The organism is Erysipelatoclostridium sp. An173 (genome assembly GCF_002160495.1).
Lineage (GTDB): Bacteria > Bacillota_I > Bacilli_A > Erysipelotrichales > Coprobacillaceae > Thomasclavelia > Thomasclavelia merdavium.
The window spans coordinates 11,735-36,032 of sequence record NZ_NFKR01000021.1 but is presented as its reverse complement, the minus strand read 5'-3'; the positions used below and the strand labels follow the sequence as shown (position 1 = coordinate 36,032).

The 24,298-nt window shown below is 31.4% G+C and carries 23 protein-coding genes; 7 read left to right on the top strand and 16 right to left on the bottom strand.

Annotated features, from left to right (window positions below; translation table 11 throughout):
• Position 1: 1 nt before the first annotated feature.
• The 12 genes from fabD to B5F09_RS09595 all read right to left on the bottom strand — a co-directional run bounded on the left by fabD (position 2) and on the right by B5F09_RS09595 (position 9,582).
• A complete protein-coding gene (gene fabD, locus B5F09_RS09645; RefSeq protein ID WP_087298792.1) occupies positions 2-934 on the bottom strand; it encodes an ACP S-malonyltransferase in 933 nt (310 codons plus the stop codon).
• Positions 934-1,998: a nitronate monooxygenase family protein gene (locus B5F09_RS09640; RefSeq protein ID WP_087298791.1), complete on the bottom strand. Its 1,065-nt coding sequence runs from the start codon at positions 1,996-1,998 to the stop codon at positions 934-936. Before B5F09_RS09640 ends, fabD begins: the two co-directional genes overlap by 1 nt.
• A gap of 2 nt (positions 1,999-2,000) precedes the next feature.
• Positions 2,001-2,933 carry a DUF561 domain-containing protein gene (locus B5F09_RS09635; RefSeq protein ID WP_087373860.1) on the bottom strand — a complete coding sequence of 311 codons (933 nt, stop codon included), beginning with the start codon at positions 2,931-2,933 and terminating at the stop codon, positions 2,001-2,003.
• A 3-nt stretch (positions 2,934-2,936) separates the two neighbouring features.
• Positions 2,937-3,878 carry a beta-ketoacyl-ACP synthase III gene (locus B5F09_RS09630; protein WP_087373859.1) on the bottom strand — a complete coding sequence of 314 codons (942 nt, stop codon included), beginning with the start codon at positions 3,876-3,878 and terminating at the stop codon, positions 2,937-2,939.
• Between the two features lie 8 nt (positions 3,879-3,886).
• The gene (locus B5F09_RS09625) at positions 3,887-4,348 is read right to left on the bottom strand and encodes a MarR family winged helix-turn-helix transcriptional regulator (protein WP_087298788.1); all 462 of its coding nucleotides are present in this window, start codon (positions 4,346-4,348) and stop codon (positions 3,887-3,889) included.
• Complete coding sequence (locus tag B5F09_RS09620; protein WP_087298787.1) at positions 4,341-5,291, bottom strand: acetyl-CoA carboxylase carboxyltransferase subunit alpha; 951 nt, start codon at positions 5,289-5,291, stop codon at positions 4,341-4,343. The genes B5F09_RS09625 and B5F09_RS09620 overlap by 8 nt, the downstream gene beginning before the upstream one ends.
• Entirely contained in the window at positions 5,291-6,163 is an 873-nt protein-coding gene (gene accD / locus B5F09_RS09615; protein ID WP_087298786.1) for an acetyl-CoA carboxylase, carboxyltransferase subunit beta, read from the bottom strand. Before accD ends, B5F09_RS09620 begins: the two co-directional genes overlap by 1 nt.
• Positions 6,164-6,166: 3 nt before the next feature.
• Positions 6,167-7,519, bottom strand: a complete 1,353-nt coding sequence (locus B5F09_RS09610) for an acetyl-CoA carboxylase biotin carboxylase subunit (protein ID WP_087298785.1) — start codon at positions 7,517-7,519, stop codon at positions 6,167-6,169.
• Between the two features lie 2 nt (positions 7,520-7,521).
• Positions 7,522-7,983, bottom strand: coding sequence for an acetyl-CoA carboxylase biotin carboxyl carrier protein (gene accB, locus B5F09_RS09605; protein ID WP_087298784.1), 462 nt, complete (start codon positions 7,981-7,983; stop codon positions 7,522-7,524).
• Positions 7,984-8,059: 76 nt separating this feature from the next.
• A complete protein-coding gene (gene acpP, locus B5F09_RS09600) occupies positions 8,060-8,287 on the bottom strand; it encodes an acyl carrier protein (RefSeq protein ID WP_087298783.1) in 228 nt (75 codons plus the stop codon).
• 194 nt (positions 8,288-8,481) lie between these two features.
• Positions 8,482-8,625 (bottom strand): hypothetical protein, encoded by a 144-nt coding sequence (locus B5F09_RS14875; RefSeq protein WP_158095179.1) that lies wholly within the window; start codon positions 8,623-8,625, stop codon positions 8,482-8,484.
• Positions 8,626-8,805: 180 nt separating this feature from the next.
• On the bottom strand, positions 8,806-9,582 hold the full coding sequence (locus B5F09_RS09595; protein WP_087373857.1) for an HD domain-containing protein: 777 nt from the start codon (positions 9,580-9,582) through the stop codon (positions 8,806-8,808).
• 136 nt (positions 9,583-9,718) lie between these two features.
• Between B5F09_RS09595 and B5F09_RS09590 the strand changes: the two genes are divergently transcribed.
• Positions 9,719-10,213: a GNAT family N-acetyltransferase gene (locus B5F09_RS09590; protein WP_087298781.1), complete on the top strand. Its 495-nt coding sequence runs from the start codon at positions 9,719-9,721 to the stop codon at positions 10,211-10,213.
• A gap of 91 nt (positions 10,214-10,304) precedes the next feature.
• Positions 10,305-10,745: a rubrerythrin family protein gene (locus B5F09_RS09585; protein ID WP_143357495.1), complete on the top strand. Its 441-nt coding sequence runs from the start codon at positions 10,305-10,307 to the stop codon at positions 10,743-10,745.
• Here B5F09_RS09585 and B5F09_RS09580 read toward each other — a convergent pair.
• Positions 10,738-11,748 (bottom strand): glycoside hydrolase family 25 protein, encoded by a 1,011-nt coding sequence (locus tag B5F09_RS09580; RefSeq protein ID WP_087373855.1) that lies wholly within the window; start codon positions 11,746-11,748, stop codon positions 10,738-10,740. The two genes, B5F09_RS09585 and B5F09_RS09580, sit on opposite strands and share 8 nt — an antisense overlap.
• Positions 11,749-11,932: 184 nt before the next feature.
• Here B5F09_RS09580 and B5F09_RS09575 point away from each other — a divergent pair, with 184 nt between their 5' ends.
• The 5 genes from B5F09_RS09575 to B5F09_RS09555 all read left to right on the top strand — a co-directional run bounded on the left by B5F09_RS09575 (position 11,933) and on the right by B5F09_RS09555 (position 17,240).
• Positions 11,933-13,147: a C40 family peptidase gene (locus B5F09_RS09575; RefSeq protein ID WP_239404307.1), complete on the top strand. Its 1,215-nt coding sequence runs from the start codon at positions 11,933-11,935 to the stop codon at positions 13,145-13,147.
• Between the two features lie 149 nt (positions 13,148-13,296).
• Entirely contained in the window at positions 13,297-14,637 is a 1,341-nt protein-coding gene (locus tag B5F09_RS09570) for a glycoside hydrolase family 1 protein (RefSeq protein ID WP_087373853.1), read from the top strand.
• Between the two features lie 180 nt (positions 14,638-14,817).
• Positions 14,818-16,116, top strand: coding sequence for an NlpC/P60 family protein (locus tag B5F09_RS09565; protein ID WP_087373852.1), 1,299 nt, complete (start codon positions 14,818-14,820; stop codon positions 16,114-16,116).
• A 76-nt stretch (positions 16,117-16,192) separates the two neighbouring features.
• On the top strand, positions 16,193-16,552 hold the full coding sequence (locus B5F09_RS09560) for a CidA/LrgA family protein (protein ID WP_087373850.1): 360 nt from the start codon (positions 16,193-16,195) through the stop codon (positions 16,550-16,552).
• Positions 16,545-17,240, top strand: coding sequence for an LrgB family protein (locus B5F09_RS09555; RefSeq protein WP_087373848.1), 696 nt, complete (start codon positions 16,545-16,547; stop codon positions 17,238-17,240). The genes B5F09_RS09560 and B5F09_RS09555 overlap by 8 nt, the downstream gene beginning before the upstream one ends.
• A gap of 34 nt (positions 17,241-17,274) precedes the next feature.
• Here the strand turns inward: B5F09_RS09555 and B5F09_RS09550 are convergent, their stop codons facing one another.
• From B5F09_RS09550 to B5F09_RS09540, 3 genes are all read right to left on the bottom strand, one after another.
• Positions 17,275-22,137 carry a discoidin domain-containing protein gene (locus B5F09_RS09550; RefSeq protein WP_087373846.1) on the bottom strand — a complete coding sequence of 1,621 codons (4,863 nt, stop codon included), beginning with the start codon at positions 22,135-22,137 and terminating at the stop codon, positions 17,275-17,277.
• A gap of 176 nt (positions 22,138-22,313) precedes the next feature.
• On the bottom strand, positions 22,314-23,144 hold the full coding sequence (locus B5F09_RS09545; protein WP_087373844.1) for a PRD domain-containing protein: 831 nt from the start codon (positions 23,142-23,144) through the stop codon (positions 22,314-22,316).
• A gap of 197 nt (positions 23,145-23,341) precedes the next feature.
• Positions 23,342-24,250: a ketopantoate reductase family protein gene (locus B5F09_RS09540; RefSeq protein ID WP_087373842.1), complete on the bottom strand. Its 909-nt coding sequence runs from the start codon at positions 24,248-24,250 to the stop codon at positions 23,342-23,344.
• Positions 24,251-24,298 lie beyond the last annotated feature (48 nt).

Genomic DNA, 24,298 nt, shown 5'->3' with positions numbered 1-24,298 from the left:
GTTACTCTCCTTTTAATCCTGCTAATGTTTTTTCTAAAGACGCCTGGTCTTCAACCTGATAAGTTTTAATTTTACGATCAATTTTACGAACAAAACCACTTAATACTTTACCTGGTCCAATTTCGATAATTGTATCAACACCGTTAGCTATCATATAACGAATACTATCTTCAAAATATACTGATGACATTACTTGTTTTTCTAACATCTTAGCAACTGTTGTATCTTCAGCTAATTCTTTAGCTGTACTATTAAAAATTACTGGTACTTTCATTTCATTGAAAGTTACTGTTTCAAATCTTTCTTTTAACTTAACACTTGCTGCTTCAAGTAATTTAGTATGGAAAGGACCACTTGTATTTAAAGGAATTGCTCTTCGAGCACCTTTTTCTAATGCTAATTCACTAGCTTTAGTTACTGCTTTAGCTTCACCACCAATTACTAATTGTCCAGGACAATTATAATTAGCAATAGATACAACTCCTAATTCACTAGCTTCATTAACAGCTTCATTTAATAAATCACGGTCTAAACCAATAATAGCAATCATTTTACTTTCAATACCAGCTGCTGCTTCTTCCATAGCTTGACCACGGAAACGAACTAAATTAATTGCTGTTTGATCATCTAATACTCCAGCTGCATTTAAAGCTGAGTATTCACCTAAACTAAGACCAGCAACATAATCAGGGTTAATACCATTTTCCTTTAATAATTTAGTTGCTACTACAGCAACAGCAACCATACATGGTTGTGTATTACTTGTTTTAGAAAGTTCTTCAATTGGTCCTTCAAAACATAATTTTTTTACATCAATATCTAAATCAATCTGATCAAAAACATCTTTAGCTACTTGATAGTTGTCATAGAAAGATTTTCCCATACCAACAACTTGACTTCCTTGACCAGCATATACAAATCCAATCTTACCCATTATTTAAACCCTTCCTTTAATTCATCCATTAATTCTTTCACTGTAACAATTTTATCATTACGATATCCATTGCTGCCACTAAAAACCAAACCTTCATCAAGATTTCCTTTAGCTGCGTTAATCAGTGCCGAACTAATACAATACGGTGTTGTTTTAACATCACATGGTACTAAACAATTATAACATCTTTTAACCGGAATGCGCTCATCATTTTTTAAACGTTCGGTAAGTTTTGTCATAATTGCTCTTCCTGGCATACCTACTGGTGATTTAACGATCTCAATATCTTCTTTTTTAGCGTTGATAAATGCTTCTTTATATTTAATATCAGCATCACATTCTTCAGTACAAATAAAACGTGTTGCCATTTGCACTCCATCAGCTCCTAAATCCATAAATTGTTTAATATCATCAGCGTCATAAACACCACCAGCTACGAAAATAGGTATTTCTTTTTGATATTTTTCAACAAAAGGTTGTAATGTTTCTTTTACTTCTTTAAAAATATCGGCTAATTTAGCTGTTGTTTTATTTAAAACATCTTCTTTATGAAAACCTAAATGTCCCCCAGCTTCGCTTCCTTCAATAACAACAAAATCTGGAGCAACATGATAGCGACGATCCCATGTTTTACAAATTAATCGCGCTGCTTTACCACTTGATACGATTGGTGCAATCTTAACTTTAGTCCCTTTAACAAATCCAGGTAAATTCATTGGCAATCCAGCACCAGAAATAATAGCATCTATTTTATTTTTAATTGCTACTTCAACCATTTGAGCATAATCAGTAATCGCCACCATGGCATTAATAGCTACCATTCCCTTACCTTTAGCGATTTCCTTAGCTTTTTGGATTTCTTTTGCCAGCTCTCTTTTATTAACTTCAGTTGGATTTTTTTCAAAATCTTCTGCTCGATAACCTGGATGTGCTGTGGAAATGACCCCCATTCCACCGTTCTTTGCTACGTGTCCTGCTAAGTTTCCTAGTGAAATACCGACTCCCATGCCCCCTTGGATTATTGGTACTTCTAACTTCATATCACCTATGCAAACACTTTTCATTTTTATATCTCACTTTCTAATCTATTTAATTCATTTTTACAATCATCAAATAAGTTTTTAATAATTGTAGCTACTGGTTGGATTTCATTTACCATTCCAGCCACTTGTCCGGCCATTAAAGAACCATTATCAACATCACCTTCAAGTACTGCTTTTCTTAAAGAACCTAAAGTATATTTTTCAAGTTCTTCCATACCAGCACCTTCTTTTTCACGTTTAATGTATTCTTTAGCCATTTTATTTTTAATAATTCTAACTGGTGTTCCACCAATTCGACCTGTAACTGTTGTACTAGTATCTTTAGCTTTAACAATAGCTTGTTTATAATTTTCATGAATTGGACATTCTTCACTAGCTAACAGACAAGTTCCTACTTGAACACCACATGCTCCTAAAGCATAAGCAGCTAATACTTGTTTACCAGAAGCAATTCCTCCAGCTGCAATAACAGGAATATTAACAGCTTCAACTACTTGTGGTACTAAAGCCATTGTTGTTAAATCTCCAATATGCCCACCAGCTTCAGTTCCTTCAACAATAACTGCATCAACGTTATATTTTTCTAAACGTTTAGCTAAAGCTACACTAGGTACTACTGGTAAAACTTTGATACCAGCTTCTTTCCAAGCTGCTACATATTTACCTGGATTACCAGCTCCTGTAGTTACTACCGGTACTTTTTCATCAATTACCAATTGTGCCATTTCATCTGCATAAGGATTCATTAACATAATATTAACCCCAAAAGGTTTATCAGTTAAACTACGGCAAATTTCAATATTCTTTTTCAATGTTGCTGTGTCCATGCCACCAGCACCAATTAACCCTAATGCTCCTGCATTAGATACACTTGCAGCAAATTCACCTGTAGCAATATTTGCCATTCCCCCTTGAATTAACGGGTATTTAATTCCTAATAATTCATTTAGCTTCATATTCTAACTCCATTCTATTAATGTTGCGCCCCATGTTAGACCGCCACCAAAACCTACACAAATAATTTTATCACCAGATTTTAACATTCCTTTGGCATTCATTTCTCCTAAAGCTAAAGGAATACTAGCCGCTGAAGTATTTCCATATTCCTGCAAATTCATATAGAACTTTTCAGGTTCAGCTTTCATTTTTTTATAAACATTTTTTATGATCCGATAATTAGCCTGATGACAAACAACATAAGCGATATCATCAAATTCTAATCCTGTTTTTTCTAAAATCGCATTAATACTTTCAGGAATTACTTTAACTGCAAACTTAAAGACTTCCTGTCCGGCCATCGTTAAATAATGATTATCCTCTTTATTATTTATCGCTGGCGCTTTTAATGCTCCTATATTTCCTGCCGAATTACAATAACTTGCAAATAAACCATCACCTTGACTGACAACAACAGCTCCAGCTCCATCACCAAATAACACACAAGTATTACGATCGGTAAAATCAATAATTTTTGATAATTCCTCACTTCCAACTACTAACGCATATTTATCCTTAGTATTTTTTAGTAAAGCCTGAGCAACAGTTAAAGCATAAACAAAACCACTACATGCTGCGCTTAAATCAAAACACATTACTTCATGATCATTTAGCCCTAATCTTTCCTGCAATAAACAAGCTGTACTTGGTGTAAAATAATCAGGTGTCATTGTCGCACAGATGATTATCCCAATTTTATTTTTATCTATTTTTTCAATTGCCTGCAAAGCTGCTTGATAAGCCATCTCTGTGCAATCTTCACCTTTACTAATATGTCTTTTTTTAATCCCGGTTCTTGATACGATCCAATCATCCGATGTTTCAACCATCTTTTCTAAGTCGAAGTTATCAAGAATATTTTCTGGTGCATAATAACCGGTAGATAATACCTTTATTCCATCCATATAATCTCCTAATACTTTTCTTTGATATCCTCAAAGAAATAAACCAACTGTTGTAACGATTTTATTAATAATTCATTATCTAAAGCGTCACTATCTTCGCAAACACGACTAACCATTTCTTCATGAAATTCACTATGTACCTTACAAACACGAGTACCTTTTGCTGTCAGCTCAACTCTAATTATACGACGATCATTTTGATCTTTATGACGTTTAACATAGCCTTTAGCCTCTAATTTTTTTATCGCTGTAGTAATAGTACCATTAGTAAGTGTTGCCTTTGAAGCTATAGTTGACATTGTAGGACTTGATAAAGAACTAATCGCGTCAATAATATGCAATTCTGAAACACTTAAATCCTCAACACCATGAGCAACCATATACTTACTTTCAATGTCAAGAATTTGATTGAACAAGCGTACAAAAAGATGATTAATTAATTCGCGATTTAAAATATCTCGATTAGTCATTCGTTGCTCTACCCATTTCTCTATATTTTTGATAACGCTTATTAATTAATGAATTTTTAGATAACTTCATTAATTCTGATAAAGTATCTCGAATATAAACTCTTAATCGTTTATAAACATACTCAGGCTTTTTAGTAATACCACCTTGTGGTTCCTGAATAATTTTATCTATAATTTTCATTTGATATAGATCTAAAGCTGTCAATTTCATTAGTTCAGTAGCTTCCTGTACTCGTTTTCCTTCTTTATCCTTCCATAAAATAGAAGAAAATCCTTCTGGTGAAAGTACTGAATAAACACTGTTTTCTAACATTACGATACGATCACCAATACTAATACCTAAAGCACCACCACTATTACCTTCACCAATTACAATAACAATAATCGGTACTTTAATTTGTGACATTTCCATCAAATTTCTAGCAATTGCTTCACCAATACCATTTTTTTCAGCTTCTAAGCCTGGATAAGCACCTGGAGTATCAACAAAAGTAATAATTGGACGATTAAATTTCTCAGCCTGTTTCATCAATCTTAATGCTTTACGATATCCTTCAGGTGATGACATCCCAAAATTACATTTAATGTTTTCTTCAACAGATCTTCCCTTCAAATGACCAATAACAGTACAAGGAATGTCATTAAAAAGTGCTAAGCCTCCAACAATAGAACCATCATCTTTATATAAACGATCACCGTGTAGTTCAATAAAATCATCAAATAAATTATCAATGTATTCATAAACATTAGGGCGATCAGGTTTACGTGCTAAATAAACACGATCATAAGCTGTAATATTTTTATATGCTTCAGATTCTAACTTTTTCTTAGTATTTTCAAGATCTTGAATTTGTAATGTATGATCAACTTCCTGATCCTCTCTTAGCTTTAATATTTCAAGTTCAATTTCTTTAATTTTAACTTCTTTTTCTTGTAATGACATTATTGAACCCCCCGACTATGCATTTTTAATATCCTTATAATTGTTTCCCGCATTTTAGGACGTTCAACAATTAAATCAATAAATCCCTGTTCCAACATAAACTCTGTTCTTTGGAACCCCTCAGGTAATTTTTGTTTGATTGTTGATTCAATTACACGTGGTCCAGCAAACCCAATTAATGCTTTAGGCTCACCAATGATAATATCTCCTAACATGGCAAATGAAGCCGTAACTCCACCTGTTGTTGGATGAGTAATATATGATATATATAACAAACCAGCTTCATGATGTTTAGCTAAAGCAGCACTTGTTTTAGCCATTTGCATCAATGAAATAATTCCCTCTTGCATTCTTGCACCACCAGAAGTAGTAAAAATAATCAATGGTGCTTTTCTTTTTGTAGCATGTTCGATTGCTCTAGTGATTTTTTCACCAACTGCTCCGGACATACTTCCCATTAAAAAACGCGAATCCATTACACAAACAACGACTTTTTTACCATCAATTTTTCCAGTTGCACAAACTACAGCCTCATTTAATTTTGTAGTTTCTTTTAATTTATTTAATTTATCTTTATACCCTGGAAACATTAATGGGTCATTTGATTGAATATTACGATATAACTCTCTATATTTACCCCCATCATAAAGAAGTTTTAATCGCGTATATGCCTGCATCTTTAAATGTGCCCCACATTTTGGACATACATAATAATTTTCTTTTAAATCAGCAGTTAAAACCGTTTCCCCACAATCATCACATTTTGTATATAGACCATCAGGTACTTCGATTCTTTTATTATTTTGTATTTTATGACGGAATGATTTAAATAAATTTAATTTTGCTTTCCGTTCCTTAAATAATTCTTCCATCTACTATCTCACCAGCTTATCTAAATTATTTTCAATGAAACTAGTATCGAAATTACCCTTTACATATTCACTTGAATGTAAAATTAAATATTGTAATTCTTGATTAGTATCAATTCCATCAATTACCAGTTCCGCTAAAACACGACGCATTCTGCGAATCGCTTCTAATCGATTTGATCCATGTACAATTACTTTAGCAATCATTGAATCATAATGTGAAGAAACTCGATATCCTTGATATAATGTTGTATCAATTCTAACTCCTGGTCCACCAGGTAGATGAACACTATTGACAACTCCTGGACATGGTCTAAATCCTTCTTTAGGATTTTCAGCATTGATACGACATTCAATAGCATGACCATTTAAATGAATATCACTTTGTTTATAAGTTAGTTTTTGATTAGCTGCTATTCTGATTTGTTCTCTTACCAAATCAACACCAGTAACCATTTCTGTAATTGGATGTTCTACTTGAATACGAGTATTCATTTCAATGAAATAATAATTTCCATTTTGATCTAATACATATTCAACGGTACCAGCATTACGATATCCTGCTCCTTTAGCAGCCTTAATGGCATCTTCACCCATTTTTTGTCTTAATAATGGTGTTAAAGCTTTGCTAGGTGCTTCTTCAATCATCTTTTGATTTCTTCTTTGGATTGAACAATCACGTTCACCTAAATGGATTACATTACCATAATTATCCGCTAAAATTTGGAATTCAATATGTTTAGGATTTAAAATTAATTTTTCTAAATACATATCATCATCACCAAAACAAGCTTTAGCTTCAGCCTTAGCAGTTAAATACGCATCTTCAAATTCTTCTTCACTAAAAGCTTTGCGCATTCCGCGTCCACCACCACCAGCAGAAGCTTTGATCAATACCGGATAACCGATTTTATCAGCGCAAGCTTTAGCTTCTTCTAATGTATTAACACTACCATCACTTCCTGGTACAACTGGTACCCCAGCTTCAATCATTTTTTGACGAGCCATACTTTTATTTCCCATCATATCAATGACATCACCACTAGGACCAATAAATGTCATTCCACATTCTTCTACCAAACGAGCAAATGTTGAATTTTCTGATAAAAATCCAAAACCTGGATGAATGGCATCACACCCTAAAGCGGTAGCAGCACTTAAAATATTTTTCATATTTAAATAACTATCAGCTGCTTTTGCCGGACCAATACAAACGGCATAATCAGCTAATTGAACATGCAATGAAGTACTGTCAACATCTGAATATACAGCTACTGCCTCAATTCCTAATTCTTGACAAGTTCGAATAATACGAACTGCGATTTCGCCACGATTAGCAATTAAAATTCGTTTAAACATTGTTAATTCCCTTCAATGATCATTAATACTTGATCATATTCTACTAAATCTTCACTATTTGCCATAATCGCAGTGACTGTTCCATCGATTGGAGCTTTAATTTCATTCATTACTTTCATTGCTTCAACAATACATAATACTTGACCAGCTTTTACTTTGCTTCCAACTTCTACATATGGTTTAGCAGTTGGTGAACTAGCAGCATAGAAAACCCCAACGATTGGTGATTTAACCGGTGTTCCACTAACTTCTGGTTCCTTGTTTACTGGTGCTTCTGGCACTTGACTAACTGCAGGAGCAACCGGTGCTACTGGCATAGAAGCAACTGGAGCACTAACAACGTTTACAGGGGCAACAGGTGCTTTTTCTAATTCTAACTTTATATCTTCAATTTCCACTTTCATTTTAAAAACATCAGAGTTTTCAAACTCAGTAATCAATTGTTTAACTAAATCAATATTCATAATGTCCTCCTTTATTTTGAATATCAAAGTAATTTTTTAAAAAAATTATTACCCAGTCACTCTGGGTAATAAATTATTAAGAATTTGCTTCGATATAATCAACGATATCCTGAACAGTTTTCATTTCAGCTGCTTTTTCATCAGGAATTTCAACATCAAATTCTTCTTCTACTGCCATAATTAATTCAACAGCATCTAAAGAATCAGCTTCTAAATCTTCTTTTAAGTTAGCTTCTAAAGTAACTTTATCTTCATCACAACTTAAAGAATCTACAATTATTTCTTTTACTTTTTCAAATACCACGTTATATTTCCTCCTCGTGTTTATTACGCACCCATTATATCAAAATATAAATATTTGTAAATAGTTTGATGTTCAAAATTTTTATCAAAATATGAAAAAAGCTCTGAAACACTAGTAAAATCAATAATTTTTCATTAGATTTTCTTAAAAAATATTTATATAATCAAACAAATATTACCATTCTTAAAACATTTTTAACTAATTAAATAACTATTTTCTAGTAATTCTTTTAAATCATCAATTCCCTCTTCAATCAATTCTTCTAATTTAGTATCCTTGACCATTTCTTGTTTTTTTCGAGTATAAATAATCTTGTACCCACATCCATAAACAATCAATTACCAGCTTCATCTAAAAAAACACCTCCGTATAATAAATTATGTTTTATTTTTTTATATAATCCCCATTTTGATAAAAATGACAAAATTCAACAGTCTTGCCAGGCTTAAAGTTTTACAAAATTTATTCCCTTTTATAGCTATAATAAAGCAAAAAAAGAATTGCTTAAAACAATTCTTTTAATCATTAGTATTTCTAAACAAAAAATCAATACAACAATTTTTCATTTGTTGCATCTGTAATCGAGTATCAGCATCTTTAATATCTAAACGATCCATTAAACGAATGATATAACGATGACTATTAACATATTCCAGACTATATTCAAATTCCAAACCAAATACTAAAGCTAAAAAAGAAACCCAACGATCTAAATCTGTTTTCCGATCAGTACTTAAAACCGTTTTACAAGACATAAAAGTCCTAAACACCTTAACAGTAACAACATCATGTTCTAACTTAAATTGACTAGTCCCTAAAAAAGCTTCAAACGTTTCTAATAATCCAGTTTTAAAAATATCAATTTTATCACCATCACGAATAATTCGACAATGAAGATCCGTTTTTGATTCTAATCCTGTTTCAATTTCATATTTATTATGATTATATATCGCAGTCTTGATAATTGGATAATACTTTTTATCTATTTCAAACTTTTCAATTAAATTATCATCAAATAAAATAGTTACTCCAAGATTAGCATGATCGATGGTTTGACTGTCAATAAAACTTTGATATCGCTTCAATTGTTCAAAGCGACCAATATCATGCAACAAACCAATCAACCCAGCTAGTTGTATATTTTCATCATCTAAATTTAAACTAGCAGCTATTTCCTGGCAACGTTCCATTACCCGATATGTATGACTAATTTTTAAAATCACTTTATCGTCATTTTGATCATAATTATTAACATATTCATTAAATACTAATTTTGCTTTTTTTAAATCAATCATCTTTATCACCAAAATCAATTATAAATTATTTATCTTATTTTGGCTATGTTGATCAAAAAAGATTTATTAAATATTTGATAAAATGCTTTTCTTTAAAGATTAAGATATGATATTATTAGCCAAGGAAGTGATGAAAATGAAATTAAGGAAAGCAAAACATAGTGATTTAGCTGCTATCATGGCTATTATTAATCAAGCAAAAGCTTATTTTAAAAGCCATGGTATTAACCAATGGCAAGATGGATATCCTAATGAAATTTCAATTGTAAATGATATCCAGCGCAATGAATCATACGTATTAGATAATGATGGTGATATTGTTGCTACGGTGATGATTTCAGCTAACGGTGAAAACAATTATAATTATATTGAAGGTAATTGGTTAACTGATGGTAAATATCTAGTAATTCATCGAATTGCTATTCGTGATGATCAAAAAGGTAATGGGCTTGCTAAAATAATTTTTGATCAAGCAATTGAATTATTTGATTTACCAAGTTTAAGAATTGATACCCATGAAGATAATAAATCAATGCAACGTTTTTTACAAAAATATGGATTTAGTTATTGTGGTATTATTTATTTAGAAAATAAAGAAACACGTCTAGCATTTGAAAAAATAATCAGCTAGACTTTTTTTCTACACATAAATCACCCATTTTAATTTATATTAACAATGAGGTGATAATATTATTGAAACAACAATAAATGACGATCTCTTGATGATTTTAGATGATATTAGCAGTATCAACGGTAAAATGACAATGGTAAATCAGTTTCTCTATAGCGTAACTATTTTAAAGCACAAAGAACCAGATCTTTCATCATCATTAGAAAATATTTTAAATGATGAATTAAAACAGTTAAAAATACTAATGGAACTGGTATTAACATTAGGTGGCGACCCACGGTTATGGACTTATCACAATGATCAATGTGATTATTGGTCTCCCGCCTATCTTAATTATCCTGTTAGCATCGCTATTATTATTGATACATTGATCAAACAAAATTATTTAGCGACCAAAACATACACTAACCAGATAATCTCAACAAAAAACAACCGCATAAAAACTGTTTTAAATCAACTCATCAGTGATGAAAAACAGCACTTGATTATTTTAAAAAACTGGGAAACTAAATTAGTTAGAAAATCTAACTAATTAGTTTCCCTTCTTTTAATAATTGTAACATTTGTAAATTCTGCATCGCACTACCAACATAATTATTAATTCCATTTAATCTAGCTAGACGCTGACGATTTTGAAAACTAGTATCTACATCTATTTGTTGTAAGGCTCCAACCAAACTATCACCCATATAATCTGGATTAGATAAATAATTAATCTTAGCTTCAATTACTTCATTATTGACCCAGCCTTGATCATTACCGATTAAATATGGATTACGAGCCCCTTCTTCAATCTTCGTTATTGTTCCAATATTTCGATATGGTCGTAATGGATTAGCTGATTCACTAGTTAAAAAGACATAGTTAAATCTTACTGTATCCCCAATATTATACATATTAGCTTTTATATCTTTATCAAAGTTATTTTTTCCAGCTCGTTTAATAATCGCTGGAAAATCAGCATAGCAATAATTCAAATCAACAATTGTTGGCACCCCTTCTACCCAGCCGGTTGAACTGTATTGCCACATATCATAAGTACCATCATAATTCAACTCAGCAGTATAATTAGCAATCCAATGAGTATAACGATCAAAAACTGGACTAGTTAACTTAGTTTTCCACCAGTATAAAGAAGCATAAATCCCCACATAATACCCTTGACCTTCTAATATATCAGCAAATGTTTTAGCGATATCACCAATGACTTCATTTGATTGTTTTCCAGTAGTATTATTATCTTCTAAATCATAATAGACTGGATAAGCCATTTGATAATCTTTTACTAATCTTAAAACATGATCAGCTTCTTTTTTTGCATCATTAGTATTTTTAGCATATGAATATAAATAGACACCAAAAGGAATATTTAGTCGCGTACATTCATCAGCATTTCGTCTAAATAATTTATCGTCTTGATCTGGACGATCTTGACCAAAACCACAACGAATAATCGCAAAATCAATTCGATCCTTAACCACTTCCCAGTCGATCAAGCCTTGATATTGCGATACATCAATTCCATGTGTTGTCATCTTTCCACCCCCACTAGTAATATATGTGCATTTAAAGAAATTGTGTGACTTTCTCGACTTTTTTATCATTTTAATGCGAAAAAGATAATTATGTGTTATAATTGCTTTGGTTGACAAAAATCAGCTTGCAAAATTTAATATAAAACTTAATAATATATAATGTAAACTAATGGAGGTCGATGGAATGAAATTAAAAAGGATTTTTCTAACCGCCTTAGCAACAAGCATGCTTGTAGGAATAACTACAACTCCAGCTCCTGTTGAGGCTACTGATTTTTCCGGTCAAGAAGATAAATATATGAAATTATGTTCTTCTTCTAATTTATCATCAAGTAATTTACAAACATGTAAAGAGTTTAATACATACTTGAAAGAAAAAAATCAGGACTTAAAAGAACAAGTAAGCAATTCTAAAGATCAGCTTTCTCAAACTCAAGCAAGTCTTGATAGTATTTCAAGTGAAATTAATTCTTTAAATACTCAAATCGAAGAAAAACAAAAAGAAATCACATATCTAGAAACTTCTATCAGCAATTTAGAAGCAAGCATCCAAGCTAAAGAAGAAGAAGTTAAGGAACGTATGTATGCTATGCAATCTTATAACAATAGTAATTCATATGTTGATTTTATTTTTGGTGCTAGTGATTTTTCTGATATGTTTGCTCGTATTGAAAGCGTTAATGAAATCACAGCATATGACGATGAACTAGTTACTGAATTAGCTAGTGAAAAAGAACAAGTTAAACAACAAAAAGAAACTGTTGAAGTTGCTAAAGCTAATATTGAAAGCCAAAGAGCTTCAAAACAAGCTTTACAAACTGAATATCAAACATTATATGCTCAACAAAATGCTGAATTGATTGCTCAAGAAAAGGCAGCAGCTCAAGCTGCTGATAACAGTCAGGAAATTAGTGATAACTTGGCAGCAATTGCAGCCGCTACTGAACAATCTCAAACTTCACCAGGTGCTGGATATACACCTAATGGTGATTCAGCAGTTGGAAACGCAATTGCCAGCAAAGCTTTATCAAGACAAGGATGTATGTATTTATGGGGAGCATGTCATGATATGGCATCTATCGCTAACCCAAATACAAATCGTTTTGACTGTTCTGGATTAGTAAACTGGGCTCATTATCAAGCTGGTGTTAATATTGGTAGTCATTCTACTAAAACATTATTAAATGTTGGTTCAGCAGTATCAAGAAGCAATATGCAACCTGGTGATATTATTTTATTTAGTAGCAACGGTAGTGCAAGTGGTGTTCACCACGTTGGAATCTATATCGGAAATAACATGATGGTTCACGCTCCTAGTAGTGGTAAACCAGTTCAAACTTCATCTTTAAGTTCAAGTTACTGGCAAGCATCATGGTACCAGGTAAGAAGATTATACTAATGTAATTTATTAAAACTTACTGATTTTTCAGTAAGTTTTTTTATATTTACTTTAAAATTCAAGTGATTTACTGTTGTTTTTACAGTTAGCGTTATAGATAATATTGTTGTAACCTATAAATATAGTTATTTAATCAGGAGGAAGTATAAATGCTTAAAAAAGATTTTTTATGGGGTGGTGCAGTAACCGCTCATCAAAGTGAAGGTGCTTACAGTGAAGGCGGTAAAGTACCAGCAGTTTGTGATTTAACTGTCACTGGTGAATTTTCAGATTTTAAAGATGGTATCGATGCTTATCATCGTTATGAAGAAGATTTTAATATGTTCCAGGAAATGGGATTTAATGCTTATCGTTTTTCTTTTGACTGGTCACGTTTAATGGATAGCGAAACTACTTATAATGAAGCTGGATTTGTTTTTTATGATCATTTTATTGATGCATTAATCAAAAGAGGAATCAAACCTATTGCTACATTATATCATTTTGAAATGCCAGTTTTCTTACATCAAAAATATAATGGTTTTTATAGTCGTAAAGTAGTTGATATTTTTGTTGAGCTATGTAAAAAAATCGTTGATCGTTATCATGAAAAAGTATTCCAATGGATTATCTTTAATGAACAAAACGGTATTCTTCAAAAAGGACCAAAAATGTTTTTTGGAGCAGTTTGTCCTGAAAACATGAACCCACAAACATTTGATAATCAATTAATGCATAATACCTTAATCGCTCACAGTTTAATAAACGAATATATCCATCAAAAAGGTGGTAAAGTTATGGGAATGGCAACTGTTGTTCAAAGTTATCCTGAAACCTGTCATCCATTAGATACTCTTGAAAGTATGAAAGCTCAAAGTGAAGCATATGTTTTCTTAGATGTTTTTGCTAGAGGACATTATAATTCATATTATTATGCTAATATGCAAAATGAAGGAACAATGCCAGAAATTCTTGATGGAGATTTAGAAATTTTGAAAAAAGGAATCACTGATTCTTTATCTATTAGTTACTATATGTCTACAATTTCACACTATGGTGAAGAAAGCTTGACTAATATTAATGATGTTGTTATTAAAAAGAATCCATATCTAGAAATGTCTGAGTTTGGATGGACAATTGATCCAATTGGTTTAAGAATTACTCTAAGACAATTATATGATCGCTATGAAATGCCAATTTATATTGTTGAAAATGGTTTTGGTTATGATGATCAAATCATTGATGGTAAAATCGAAGATGATTATCGCATTGATTATATGAAAAAACATATCGAACAAATGAAATTAGCGGTTAAAGAAGGTGTTGATTGTCGCGGTTATCTAGCATGGGGTCCTGTTGATATTTTAAGCAGCCGGGCACAAATGAAAAAACGTTATGGTATGATTTATGTAAACCGTGATAATCATGATTTAAAAGATATGAAACGTATAAAAAAGAAATCTTTCGATTGGTTTAAACAAGTTATTGAAAGTAATGGTGAAATATTATAATTGATTAAAAATATTATTGATATTTTATAATTTAATTAAATATTGATAATCATAAATCACATCTTTATTTAAAATATTACACATTTTAGAAAACACAATTATTTCTTTAGTAATCAACTAAATTTGTTATTTACATCCTTGATTAAATATAGGATAATGACGTTGTATCGAGGTGATTAAATGAAGAAAAATAAAATTTTTATTGCTGTATTATCTTTGTCAATGCTTACTTCAACAATGTATTTAGCTAGACCAGTAACAGCTGTTGAATTTGAAGGCAAAGAAAGCGAATATATGAATATTTGTTCATCAGCTAACTTATCAAATAGCAATAAATCAACTTGTGAAGAATTTAATCAATATTTAAAAAATAAAAATAGTGAATTATCAAGTCAGTTAGCTTCTCAAAAAGAAGAAGCCAGCAACACTGAAGATACGCTTGAAAGTATTAAAGCTCAACTTGATGATATCAATAATCAAATTAGTGAAAAGGAAGCAGAAATTACATATTTAAATACGACAATTTCTAACTTGCAGGCAAACATTGAAAAAAATACCCAATTACTAAAAGATCGTATGTATGCTATGCAATCTTATACTAATGAAAATACATTTATTAATTTTATTTTCGGAGCTTCTAATTTTACTGATATGTTTTCTAGAATCGATAGTTTCAATACTTTAACTCAAAGCGATCAAGACTTGATTGAAGAATTAAACGCGCAAAAAGCACAAGTAGAACAACAACAGGTTTTATTAGAAGAAACAAAAGCTGTTTTATTAGCTCAACAAGAAGAACAACAAGCATTACAAACAAAATACACTGCATTATTACAAGAACAAAATAATGCTATCGCCGCTACTCAAAACTCAATTTATGATTATGGTGAAATGACTGAAGAATTAAGTGCTGCTATCGATGAGTTTAATAAAAACGCTTATGAAATAGCAACTCCAGAACCACCTAAACCATCAGAAGTGCCTACAACACCACCTTCTAATAATAACGACAGTGGTTCAAATAATGGTAATACTGATTCTGGTTCTAATGGTGATAATTCTAATATAACTACCGATTTAGGACAAAGAATTTATAGTGGCGCTTATTCTAAACTTGGCTCTAGATATTATTGGGGTGCCTCTGGTCCTAATTATTTTGACTGTTCCGGATTTGTATACTGGTCATTAAATCAAGCTGGGGTTAGCGTTGGTAGAACAACTGCTGCTGGATATTCAAGAATGTGGTCTAGCGTAAGCTTTGCTAATTCTCAAACTGGAGATTTAGTATGCTTTGGAAGTCCAGCATATCACATTGGCATTGTTATTGTTAATAGTAATGGAACTCGTTCAATGATTCATGCCGGTGGTGGAAATTCATCAACTTTTGGTGATGATCCAAATGCTTGTGTAAAAATTTCTAGTATTGAACCTGGTTCATATTATTATAGTAGAATTTCTACAATTAGACATATTGGATAAATCGTATCAATTTGATACGATTTTTATTTTTATTTAGTATTATAAATGATATAATACCCCTCGAAAGAAGGGAATTATGAAATATATAAATCAATTTTTAATTATTATGACTATTAGTTTTATTGGTGAGTTATTAGCTTTGACCTTACCTATTCCAATTCCAGCTAGTGTATACGGCCTTTCAATTATGCTAATTTGCTTATTTTCAGGAATTATAAAATTGAAGCAGGTTGAAGATGTTGCTGACTGGTTAATTTTAATTATGCCAGTATTATTTGTTCCTTCAGCTGTTAGTTTGATTAACGTTGGTGAAGCAATATTACAGGATTTATTATTAATTAGTATTGTAACGCTTATTAGTACTATTGTAGTAATGACTGTTACTGGAAAAGTAGCGCAAATAATCATTGAAAGAAAGGAAAAGAATCATGAATGAGTTTTTTGTTGAAACAGTTTATTTTGGATTAGTAATGAGTTTGTTAGCTTATTGGCTAGCTGTGCAAATTCGTAAAAAATTGCCTTATTCATTTATTAACCCATTATTACTTAGTGCTATTTTTTTAATTGTCTTTCTAATTATCTTTGATATTGATTTTGAAACCTATAATCAAGGAGCGCAATTTATTACTTTTCTATTAACACCAGCAACTGTCTGTCTTGCAATACCGCTATATAAACAAACCCAAATATTAATAAAGCATTTAGATGCTATTTTAATTAGTTTATTTAGTGGCTGTTTAGCTGGTATTATTTCAATTACAGTGCTTTGTTTAATCATGAAAGCAAAACCTGTTATCTTTTATTCACTATTACCAAAATCAATCACAACAGCCATTGCAATCGGGATCTCTGATAAATTAGGTGGGAATTCTACTATCACGGTTGGAATAGTTATTATCACAGGTATTCTCGGTGCTCTTATTGCTAAAGGAATCTTTAAAATCTTTAAAATACATCATCCGGTTGCTATTGGTTTAGCTTTAGGTAATAGTGCCCATGCTATTGGTACTTCTAAAGCTTTGGAATTTGGTGAAATTGAGGGAGCTATGAGTAGTTTATCTATTGTTATTGCAGGATTATTAACTGTAGTCGTTGCCCCACTAGTGGTTAATTTAATTATATAGACAAAAGAAATCGGATAAACCGATTTCTTTTTTTTTAATCTTCTTTTCTTCTAGCTAACCACATTCCTGCAAGAGCCAAAGTACTAATACTTACAAGTGCTAAAACTGGACTATTATCACCTGTTTTTGCAGATTGACCTTTATCATCATCTGTTCCTGGTTTTGGAGTTACTGAAGGTGTTGATGGGTCTGATGGATTTTGACCTTCACTGCCTTCAATTTCTTTTAATCCATTAATTGCTGTTTCTAGATTTAATACTGCAGTAGCAATTTCTTCTTTAGTAGCTTGTTCATTATTAAATACTTCTTTTGCATATTTTAAAGCTTCTGCTAATTTAGCCCATGATTCCACAGTATATTTAGAAGAATCGAAAGACTCAGCTTTATTAATCAATGATTCTAATCCTTCTTTATGATTGACTTCTACTAATAAACTTGAAGCATCTAATAAGTCTTGGTATGCCTTATTAACATCATCTTTAGTAGCATCGCTGTTATTAATAACTGCTTTTGCTGCATCTAAAGCTGCTTTAAAATTAGCCCATGACTCTGGAGTATAGTCATCTTCATTATAATCTTTAAAACTGTCAACTAATGATTCTAATTGACGTGAATCAACTTTTAATACTAATTTCATTGTAGCCGCACTTAAATTACGTTTTGCAATTTCAACATCATTAGGATCTGGATTTACACTATTCAATAATGCCTTAGCATCAGCTATAGTATCTTGAAGATTTTGCCATGAAGCACCTGTATAACCAATATTTTCAATCGCTTCAGCTGCTTCGATAGCTGCTTGTAATCCAGTTAAATCAGCCGGAACATCACCTCGATGTAATTTAATTTCCGCAGCACTACCATTATCGTTTTCAGCTTCTCTATAAACAAGACGAACATGAGTAGTAGTAACTTCATCAAATCCTATGATTTTTGTACTTGAATCAGATGGTAATTTGCCTTCTTTAATAACTCGCCAGTCATTTCCATCATCACTAACTTCAATAGCATATGAAGTTACATTTCCATTAGTACCAGTTTGACGTGGTACATAAGTTAATCCATTAATAGAAATTGGTGTTTGACTTTCAAGAGCAATCCAGTGTGGTAATGTTGTTATATTCCAATCAGTATGCCACATTGTTGCAGGATTATCATCTAAAACATTGCTTGGGTTAGAACCATCTTTTTGATAAGATGATGCTGAAGCTGTTAATAGCTTATTATCTACATAATTAATATTTAATTGTGATTTTAATTCTAATTGTGCTAAAGCTTTAGCTAGATTAGCTTCATAACCATCTACGATATCTTGCATTGCAAGTGGTAAATCTCTACGAATACTATTAATTACTTGATTTAAATTATTAATTGAAGCATCTGTATAGATAGATAAATCTTCTGCTACTAAAGCTAAATATTTATCCACACGACTATAATCAGCTTTTTTGTATTCAATTGTATTTAATACATCATTTATCTTAGTAGTTAAATCTGTAATAACTGCTGCTTCTGGTGCAAATTGATCGATTACTTTTTTACCTTCAGCAACTAATGCTTGCAACTCATCATTTTCAGTATTTTCTAAAATTGATTGAGCTGTAATCATTGCATAATCTAATGACATTGTTGAATTAAATTCTTTTTCTGTTGATAAACGAATATCATCAACATATCCAACAAAAGCATTACTTTGACTTCCAATTCTTTCAAGTGGGAACATAGTTGTTGCCACTAATGGACGTCCTTCAACTTGTTCATCATCACCTAAAGTATCGATAAGCTGACCATTAACATATAGTTTTGTGACATTTATTTCATTTTTAAATTCTAACTCTACCCATTCATTAACTGGTAGTTCATAGCTAAATGAATAGTCACGACCTTCACGGCTAAATCCAACTTTTCCAGTATCTTTTTGAATTGCTTTAATTGAACCATAATCACTTTCAAATAAAATTTGCTCATCACTACCTGAAGAAGTTCTTTTAACTTTAACTCTTAGATCATTACCTAAACCAGCAGTTACAATTGGAGATGTTACATAACTTTCTTTACCATTTAATTGTAAAGCATTACGACCATCTACACTTGTAATATCAGCGTTAGTACCTGCTGTTAAACCACTTAAATCATCTAATTTATAATGAGCAATAACACCATTTTCATCAGTTGGAACTTGATAATCAAAATTAGTTCCTGGTGCCCCACCTAATTGATTTCTTATTTGATTAGCTTCTTCTAATGAGTTATCATTGATACCCCATAATTTAGCCCCAAATAATGGAATCGCATTTTCAATACGATCATAAACATCATATTGACTAATACCATTTTCTAAATAATCAGTCATATCATTCCATACTGCAAAAGCCCCACCGATCATTTGTTCATCACCAGCTGGGATAGTTACACCACCAATACTATTGATTGGTAAATTATAAAGCGTACTATCATATAAACGATCATAGTAGTAACCAGCATTTGGTACGATATAATAGTTACCATCATTACAGTTAATTAAATCATAACCTTGTTCATACATTTGATCCATATTTGCATAACCAAAGTTCCATAAATTCATTTGAACATTTTCGCTTCTAACTGGAGTAGTTCCAAAACATTGTGTTAAACTTCCCCAAATACGCGCTGTTCTACCAGTATCTTGAACATATTTCAACATATCATCAGAGAATTTACGATAAGCTTCTTTATCAGCGTTATACTCATCAGCACCAACATGTACTGTTGTTTGTTGATCGAATACTGGATCATCTGTTTTCATATATTCGTCAAAAATACTTTGAACAAAACTTAATGATTCATCATATTTATCTCGTAAAGCTAAATGATCATTTTCACGACCATTAGTACCATGACGTAAGTCAGGTCTTACTTTTGTTAAAGCTAAAGAATGCGCTGGAGTATCAATTTCTGGTACAATATTGACACCATATGTTCTTGATTCTTTAATAAATGATTTAAACTCTTCTTTAGTATAGAATAAATCAGTACTTGTTAAATCTTGTTGATTTAAACCACCATTACCACCTTTTTTAACATCAGACTCTAATCTAAATGCTGAATAAGCAGTCATTGGATCTTCTAAATTTTCAATTGGAATTAAGTTATCATTTAAATGTACTTGGAAATCATTCATCTTATACCAAGACATTTGTTTTACTACTTGTTTTAAAAAGTCCATCGTAAATGTTTTACGACCAACATCTAAAATAAATCCTCTAATTTCATATAAAGGATAATCACGAGTAATTCCACAAGGAATATCACCTGTTTGTTTTACGCTTTGTAATATAGTTCGAGTTGCCCAATAAGCTCCTGTTGTTGTTTGTGCCGTTATAGCAACTGAATTATTTGAGATTTCCATTAAATATCCTTCATCTTGTAAACCTTGAGATTTATCAGATGTTAATGCTAATGAAATATCTCCATTATCCGCTGTACCTTTAGTAACTTCTAAAGACTTATCAGTTAATTCTTCATAATCATTTGCTAAAGCTTCAGCAGTAGCTTTTAAAGCATCATCTTGATAAACAATCTTAGTACTTCCATCAATTACAAAGTCACCATTACCGCCTTTCCATTCAGCAAGCTCTGGTAAAACATTAGGAGCACTATTATCACTTTCATCACTGCTATACTTACCTGGTATCGTTACGTTTACTTCTTTAAAACGATAATCATTTGTATCAGTATCTGTAACTTTGAAAGAAACTTTGACATCTTTATCAACAACTGGCTGATAGATAGTCAAATCATCATCAACAACTTGTTCAAAATCAGTTCCGTTATATGATACTGTATAACCTTCAATTTCAGGTAAAGTTACCTCTAATTTTTGATCACCTTTTTCAGGTGTTTTAACTTCAATACCATTTAATACTTCACTAATAGGCGGTTTAGTATCTGGATTACCACCATATACTTCTAATTCATAAATAGAAACAGTATTCCATGCAACACCACCATCTGGATCTTGTGAAGTATGAGAATCAATATATAAACGAACATAGCGGGCTTTATATACTTGATCTAAAACAATTTTTTCATCAATTGATGCTGGATGATCAGAAAATTCTTTTACTGTTTGCCAATCACCTTCACTTGGTCTACTTTCGGTATTAGCAATTTGAATCTTATAAGCTGTTGCTTTACGGTTTTCCCAGAAAACTTTAACAACATTAACATTTAAAGATTCTCCTAAATCAACATAGATCCAATCTGGTCCATTACCAATAGCACTTCCCCAGCGTGATGATCTTGAAGTGGTATCACCATCAACTGCATTAGCTGCTTTTACACTATCAGCTTCTTGAGAGCTAGCCACCGCTGTTTTATTTAAAGCAACATTAGTTGTCGGATCTTGATATTTTTCATCAGTATTGAAAATCTTAAATTCACGACAAGATACATTTGGATAGCCTTGCATTCTAGTAATTTCTAACTTAACGTATCTTCCACTTACTTTTGTAGTTAAGATATCTTCACTTGTCTTTGTGTTATTATCTGTTTTTGTTATAACTGGTTCACCCCAGTCATCAACATTATTAGATACGTAAATGTTATAATCTTTAGCATAAACGCTATCACTTTCCCAAATCATTTGGAATTTGTTCATTTCGAACTCTTGACCTAAATCGACATAAGCCCATTGAGTTACGTCTGCTTCGGTTGACCAGCGTGTTTCTTCATCACCATCAGTCAAATACTCTTTAGCTAAATTACCTCCATATTCAGCAGAAACAGTAACTGTTTTATTTAATGCTAAATTAGTCCCATCTGTTACTTCTGCTTTTACTGGAATAATGCTAAAAAGTGAACTGAATAGCATGGTAAATGTTAACACCGCTGCCAAACTTTTCTTTTTTAGTTTCATTTTCCCATTGTCCCTTTCTCAATTTTTGAATCATTACAAAACATAAGAAAAGACCAAACACAAAAGAGCATGTCTCAACATACTTACTTTGTATTTGGTCTTGCCTACTTAAAGTAACAATCCTTTTCTTTGAAAATTATAGCAAATCAAATTTCATTAGTCAACAAACATATTTTTTATATTCCAGCATTATTTTTGATATGAATTGCTAAAAAAGTCTGTTCATCAGGCGATAATTCATAATTGTAACATTGCTTGATCATTGCTACAATTTTTTCAATGCATAATGCTAAACGTTCATTTTCTTTTAACATTTTGCGAATATTAGCGGTTGTATCTTTGCTATTACCTTTTACATCATGAAAAATACGTTCCGCTAGATACTTTAAACGAATACTTATTCGAGCATAACTCATAGAATCTTCTTCAAAGTCAACTCCCATAGTTTCTTTGATAATACTTAAAACCTCTTTAGTTAACGTAACAACTTGAGCTACATTATTAGTTTTATCACTCATTGAAAAATTAACCAGATATAAAGCAATATATCCAGCTTCTGACTCTTCCAAACGTACTTTAGTTTTCTTTTCAATATAATCAAGAGCCCACAATCCTATTTGATACTCTTTTTTATACAACGCTTTAATATCATTTAAAATAATATTAGGAAGATTGATATTTTCTCTAATTCTTTTTATCGCAAAAGCAATATGATCACTTATCGCCAAAAAAATCTCACCATAAAATTTTGTTTCTAACTCTTTATTAGCCTTACTTACAATTTTATTAGTTATCTCATAATAAATAGGGGCCATATTTTCAATATCTTTTGTTAATTTTTCTTGATCCTTACCTTTAAACAAATAAGTTTTTTCAATTTTATTTTCATCAACTAAATCCCCAATTTTCTTTTGAAAACCAACTCCTGAGCCAGTTACAATAATATCGCCTAACTCATTAGACAGTGCTGCTACACTATTATTATTAAATACCTTTATAATTCTCATTTTAATTCTCCGTCACTTTCACAAACTGTTTAAAGTTTCTCCCTGATATGTTCCCTGCCTATTGTTTTATTAAAACTATCAAAGTGAACAATAATACATTTTTAGACATATAAGCTATTATAACACATAATCATCTCAATAACTAACATTATAATATGATAAAAGCATCAGTTAATATTACCGATGCTTAGTTAAAATTAATATTCACTTTCAATTTCCTTTATCCGCTGATACAAAAAACGATTAACTGGTACATCTAAATGATGCTTACTTGCAAGTTTAATTACTGTCCCTGAAAATAATTCTACTTCACTATAACGCTTGTTTTTAGCATCCTGGGCCATTGAAGGTAAACCATTAGGATCTAAGGTAGCTAATAAATCCAAATAAAAATTTAAATCTTTTTCACTTAAATCTATCCCTTCATAACTAGATAACTCGATTACTTCTTGCATTGCTTTAATTAATGTTTCATGTGCTTTTCCTGGCAATAAAGCCCCACCATAATTAGTATTATAAACCATACATGTTTGATTAATGCCAACATTCAACATAAATTTAGCCCAAAGATGATGCAATATATCTTCTTTGATAAAATAGTCTATTTTACATTGATCAAAAAATGAAGCTAATTCTTCTAATCTATCATTTTGGCTATCATCCTTTATTCCAATTAATAAATGTCCTCTAGTTGAATAAGTTAAATCAGTTTGTAATTTTACTGCATCCATTCCTTGAGCGATTGCATATAAAACCTGCTGTTCATTATATCTTTGACCAATAATCTTTTCACTTGTTATTCCATTTAGCACTGAGATGATTGTTGTATTTTTATCTACTGCATTTTCCATTACTTTCAAAGCACTTTGTAAAGCTGGTGCTTTGACCGCTACAATTAATAAATCATAGCAAGTGGCTAAATTAGCATCAATCATATTACAGTTAACGACATTTCCATTAATACTAAAAGTCTTTTCCTGGTTACGCTTTAGCCGTTTACTATCCATGATATAGTCAACTACAACATCAGTATTATTTTCTTTGATCCAGTTACCATACATCAATCCTAAAGCACCCATGCCCACAATTCCAACTTTTTTAATCATCCTATTAACCTCCACGAAAAAGGCTGATCTAACGACCAGCCTTTGCAT

What these genes read in the sequence shown, in the direction of transcription:
- fabD (WP_087298792.1), bottom strand. Translation starts at nt 934, where the DNA reads ATGGGTAAGATTGGATTTGTATATGCTGGTCAAGGAAGTCAAGTTGTT.
- B5F09_RS09640 (WP_087298791.1), bottom strand. Translation starts at nt 1,998, where the DNA reads ATGAAAAGTGTTTGCATAGGTGATATGAAGTTAGAAGTACCAATAATC.
- B5F09_RS09635 (WP_087373860.1), bottom strand. Translation starts at nt 2,933, where the DNA reads ATGAAGCTAAATGAATTATTAGGAATTAAATACCCGTTAATTCAAGGG.
- B5F09_RS09630 (WP_087373859.1), bottom strand. Translation starts at nt 3,878, where the DNA reads ATGGATGGAATAAAGGTATTATCTACCGGTTATTATGCACCAGAAAAT.
- B5F09_RS09625 (WP_087298788.1), bottom strand. Translation starts at nt 4,348, where the DNA reads ATGACTAATCGAGATATTTTAAATCGCGAATTAATTAATCATCTTTTT.
- B5F09_RS09620 (WP_087298787.1), bottom strand. Translation starts at nt 5,291, where the DNA reads ATGTCATTACAAGAAAAAGAAGTTAAAATTAAAGAAATTGAACTTGAA.
- accD (WP_087298786.1), bottom strand. Translation starts at nt 6,163, where the DNA reads ATGGAAGAATTATTTAAGGAACGGAAAGCAAAATTAAATTTATTTAAA.
- B5F09_RS09610 (WP_087298785.1), bottom strand. Translation starts at nt 7,519, where the DNA reads ATGTTTAAACGAATTTTAATTGCTAATCGTGGCGAAATCGCAGTTCGT.
- accB (WP_087298784.1), bottom strand. Translation starts at nt 7,983, where the DNA reads ATGAATATTGATTTAGTTAAACAATTGATTACTGAGTTTGAAAACTCT.
- B5F09_RS09595 (WP_087373857.1), bottom strand. Translation starts at nt 9,582, where the DNA reads ATGATTGATTTAAAAAAAGCAAAATTAGTATTTAATGAATATGTTAAT.
- B5F09_RS09590 (WP_087298781.1), top strand. Translation starts at nt 9,719, where the DNA reads ATGAAATTAAGGAAAGCAAAACATAGTGATTTAGCTGCTATCATGGCT.
- B5F09_RS09585 (WP_143357495.1), top strand. Translation starts at nt 10,305, where the DNA reads ATGATTTTAGATGATATTAGCAGTATCAACGGTAAAATGACAATGGTA.
- B5F09_RS09580 (WP_087373855.1), bottom strand. Translation starts at nt 11,748, where the DNA reads ATGACAACACATGGAATTGATGTATCGCAATATCAAGGCTTGATCGAC.
- B5F09_RS09575 (WP_239404307.1), top strand. Translation starts at nt 11,933, where the DNA reads ATGAAATTAAAAAGGATTTTTCTAACCGCCTTAGCAACAAGCATGCTT.
- B5F09_RS09570 (WP_087373853.1), top strand. Translation starts at nt 13,297, where the DNA reads ATGCTTAAAAAAGATTTTTTATGGGGTGGTGCAGTAACCGCTCATCAA.
- B5F09_RS09565 (WP_087373852.1), top strand. Translation starts at nt 14,818, where the DNA reads ATGAAGAAAAATAAAATTTTTATTGCTGTATTATCTTTGTCAATGCTT.
- B5F09_RS09560 (WP_087373850.1), top strand. Translation starts at nt 16,193, where the DNA reads ATGAAATATATAAATCAATTTTTAATTATTATGACTATTAGTTTTATT.
- B5F09_RS09555 (WP_087373848.1), top strand. Translation starts at nt 16,545, where the DNA reads ATGAATGAGTTTTTTGTTGAAACAGTTTATTTTGGATTAGTAATGAGT.
- B5F09_RS09550 (WP_087373846.1), bottom strand. Translation starts at nt 22,137, where the DNA reads ATGAAACTAAAAAAGAAAAGTTTGGCAGCGGTGTTAACATTTACCATG.
- B5F09_RS09545 (WP_087373844.1), bottom strand. Translation starts at nt 23,144, where the DNA reads ATGAGAATTATAAAGGTATTTAATAATAATAGTGTAGCAGCACTGTCT.
- B5F09_RS09540 (WP_087373842.1), bottom strand. Translation starts at nt 24,250, where the DNA reads ATGATTAAAAAAGTTGGAATTGTGGGCATGGGTGCTTTAGGATTGATG.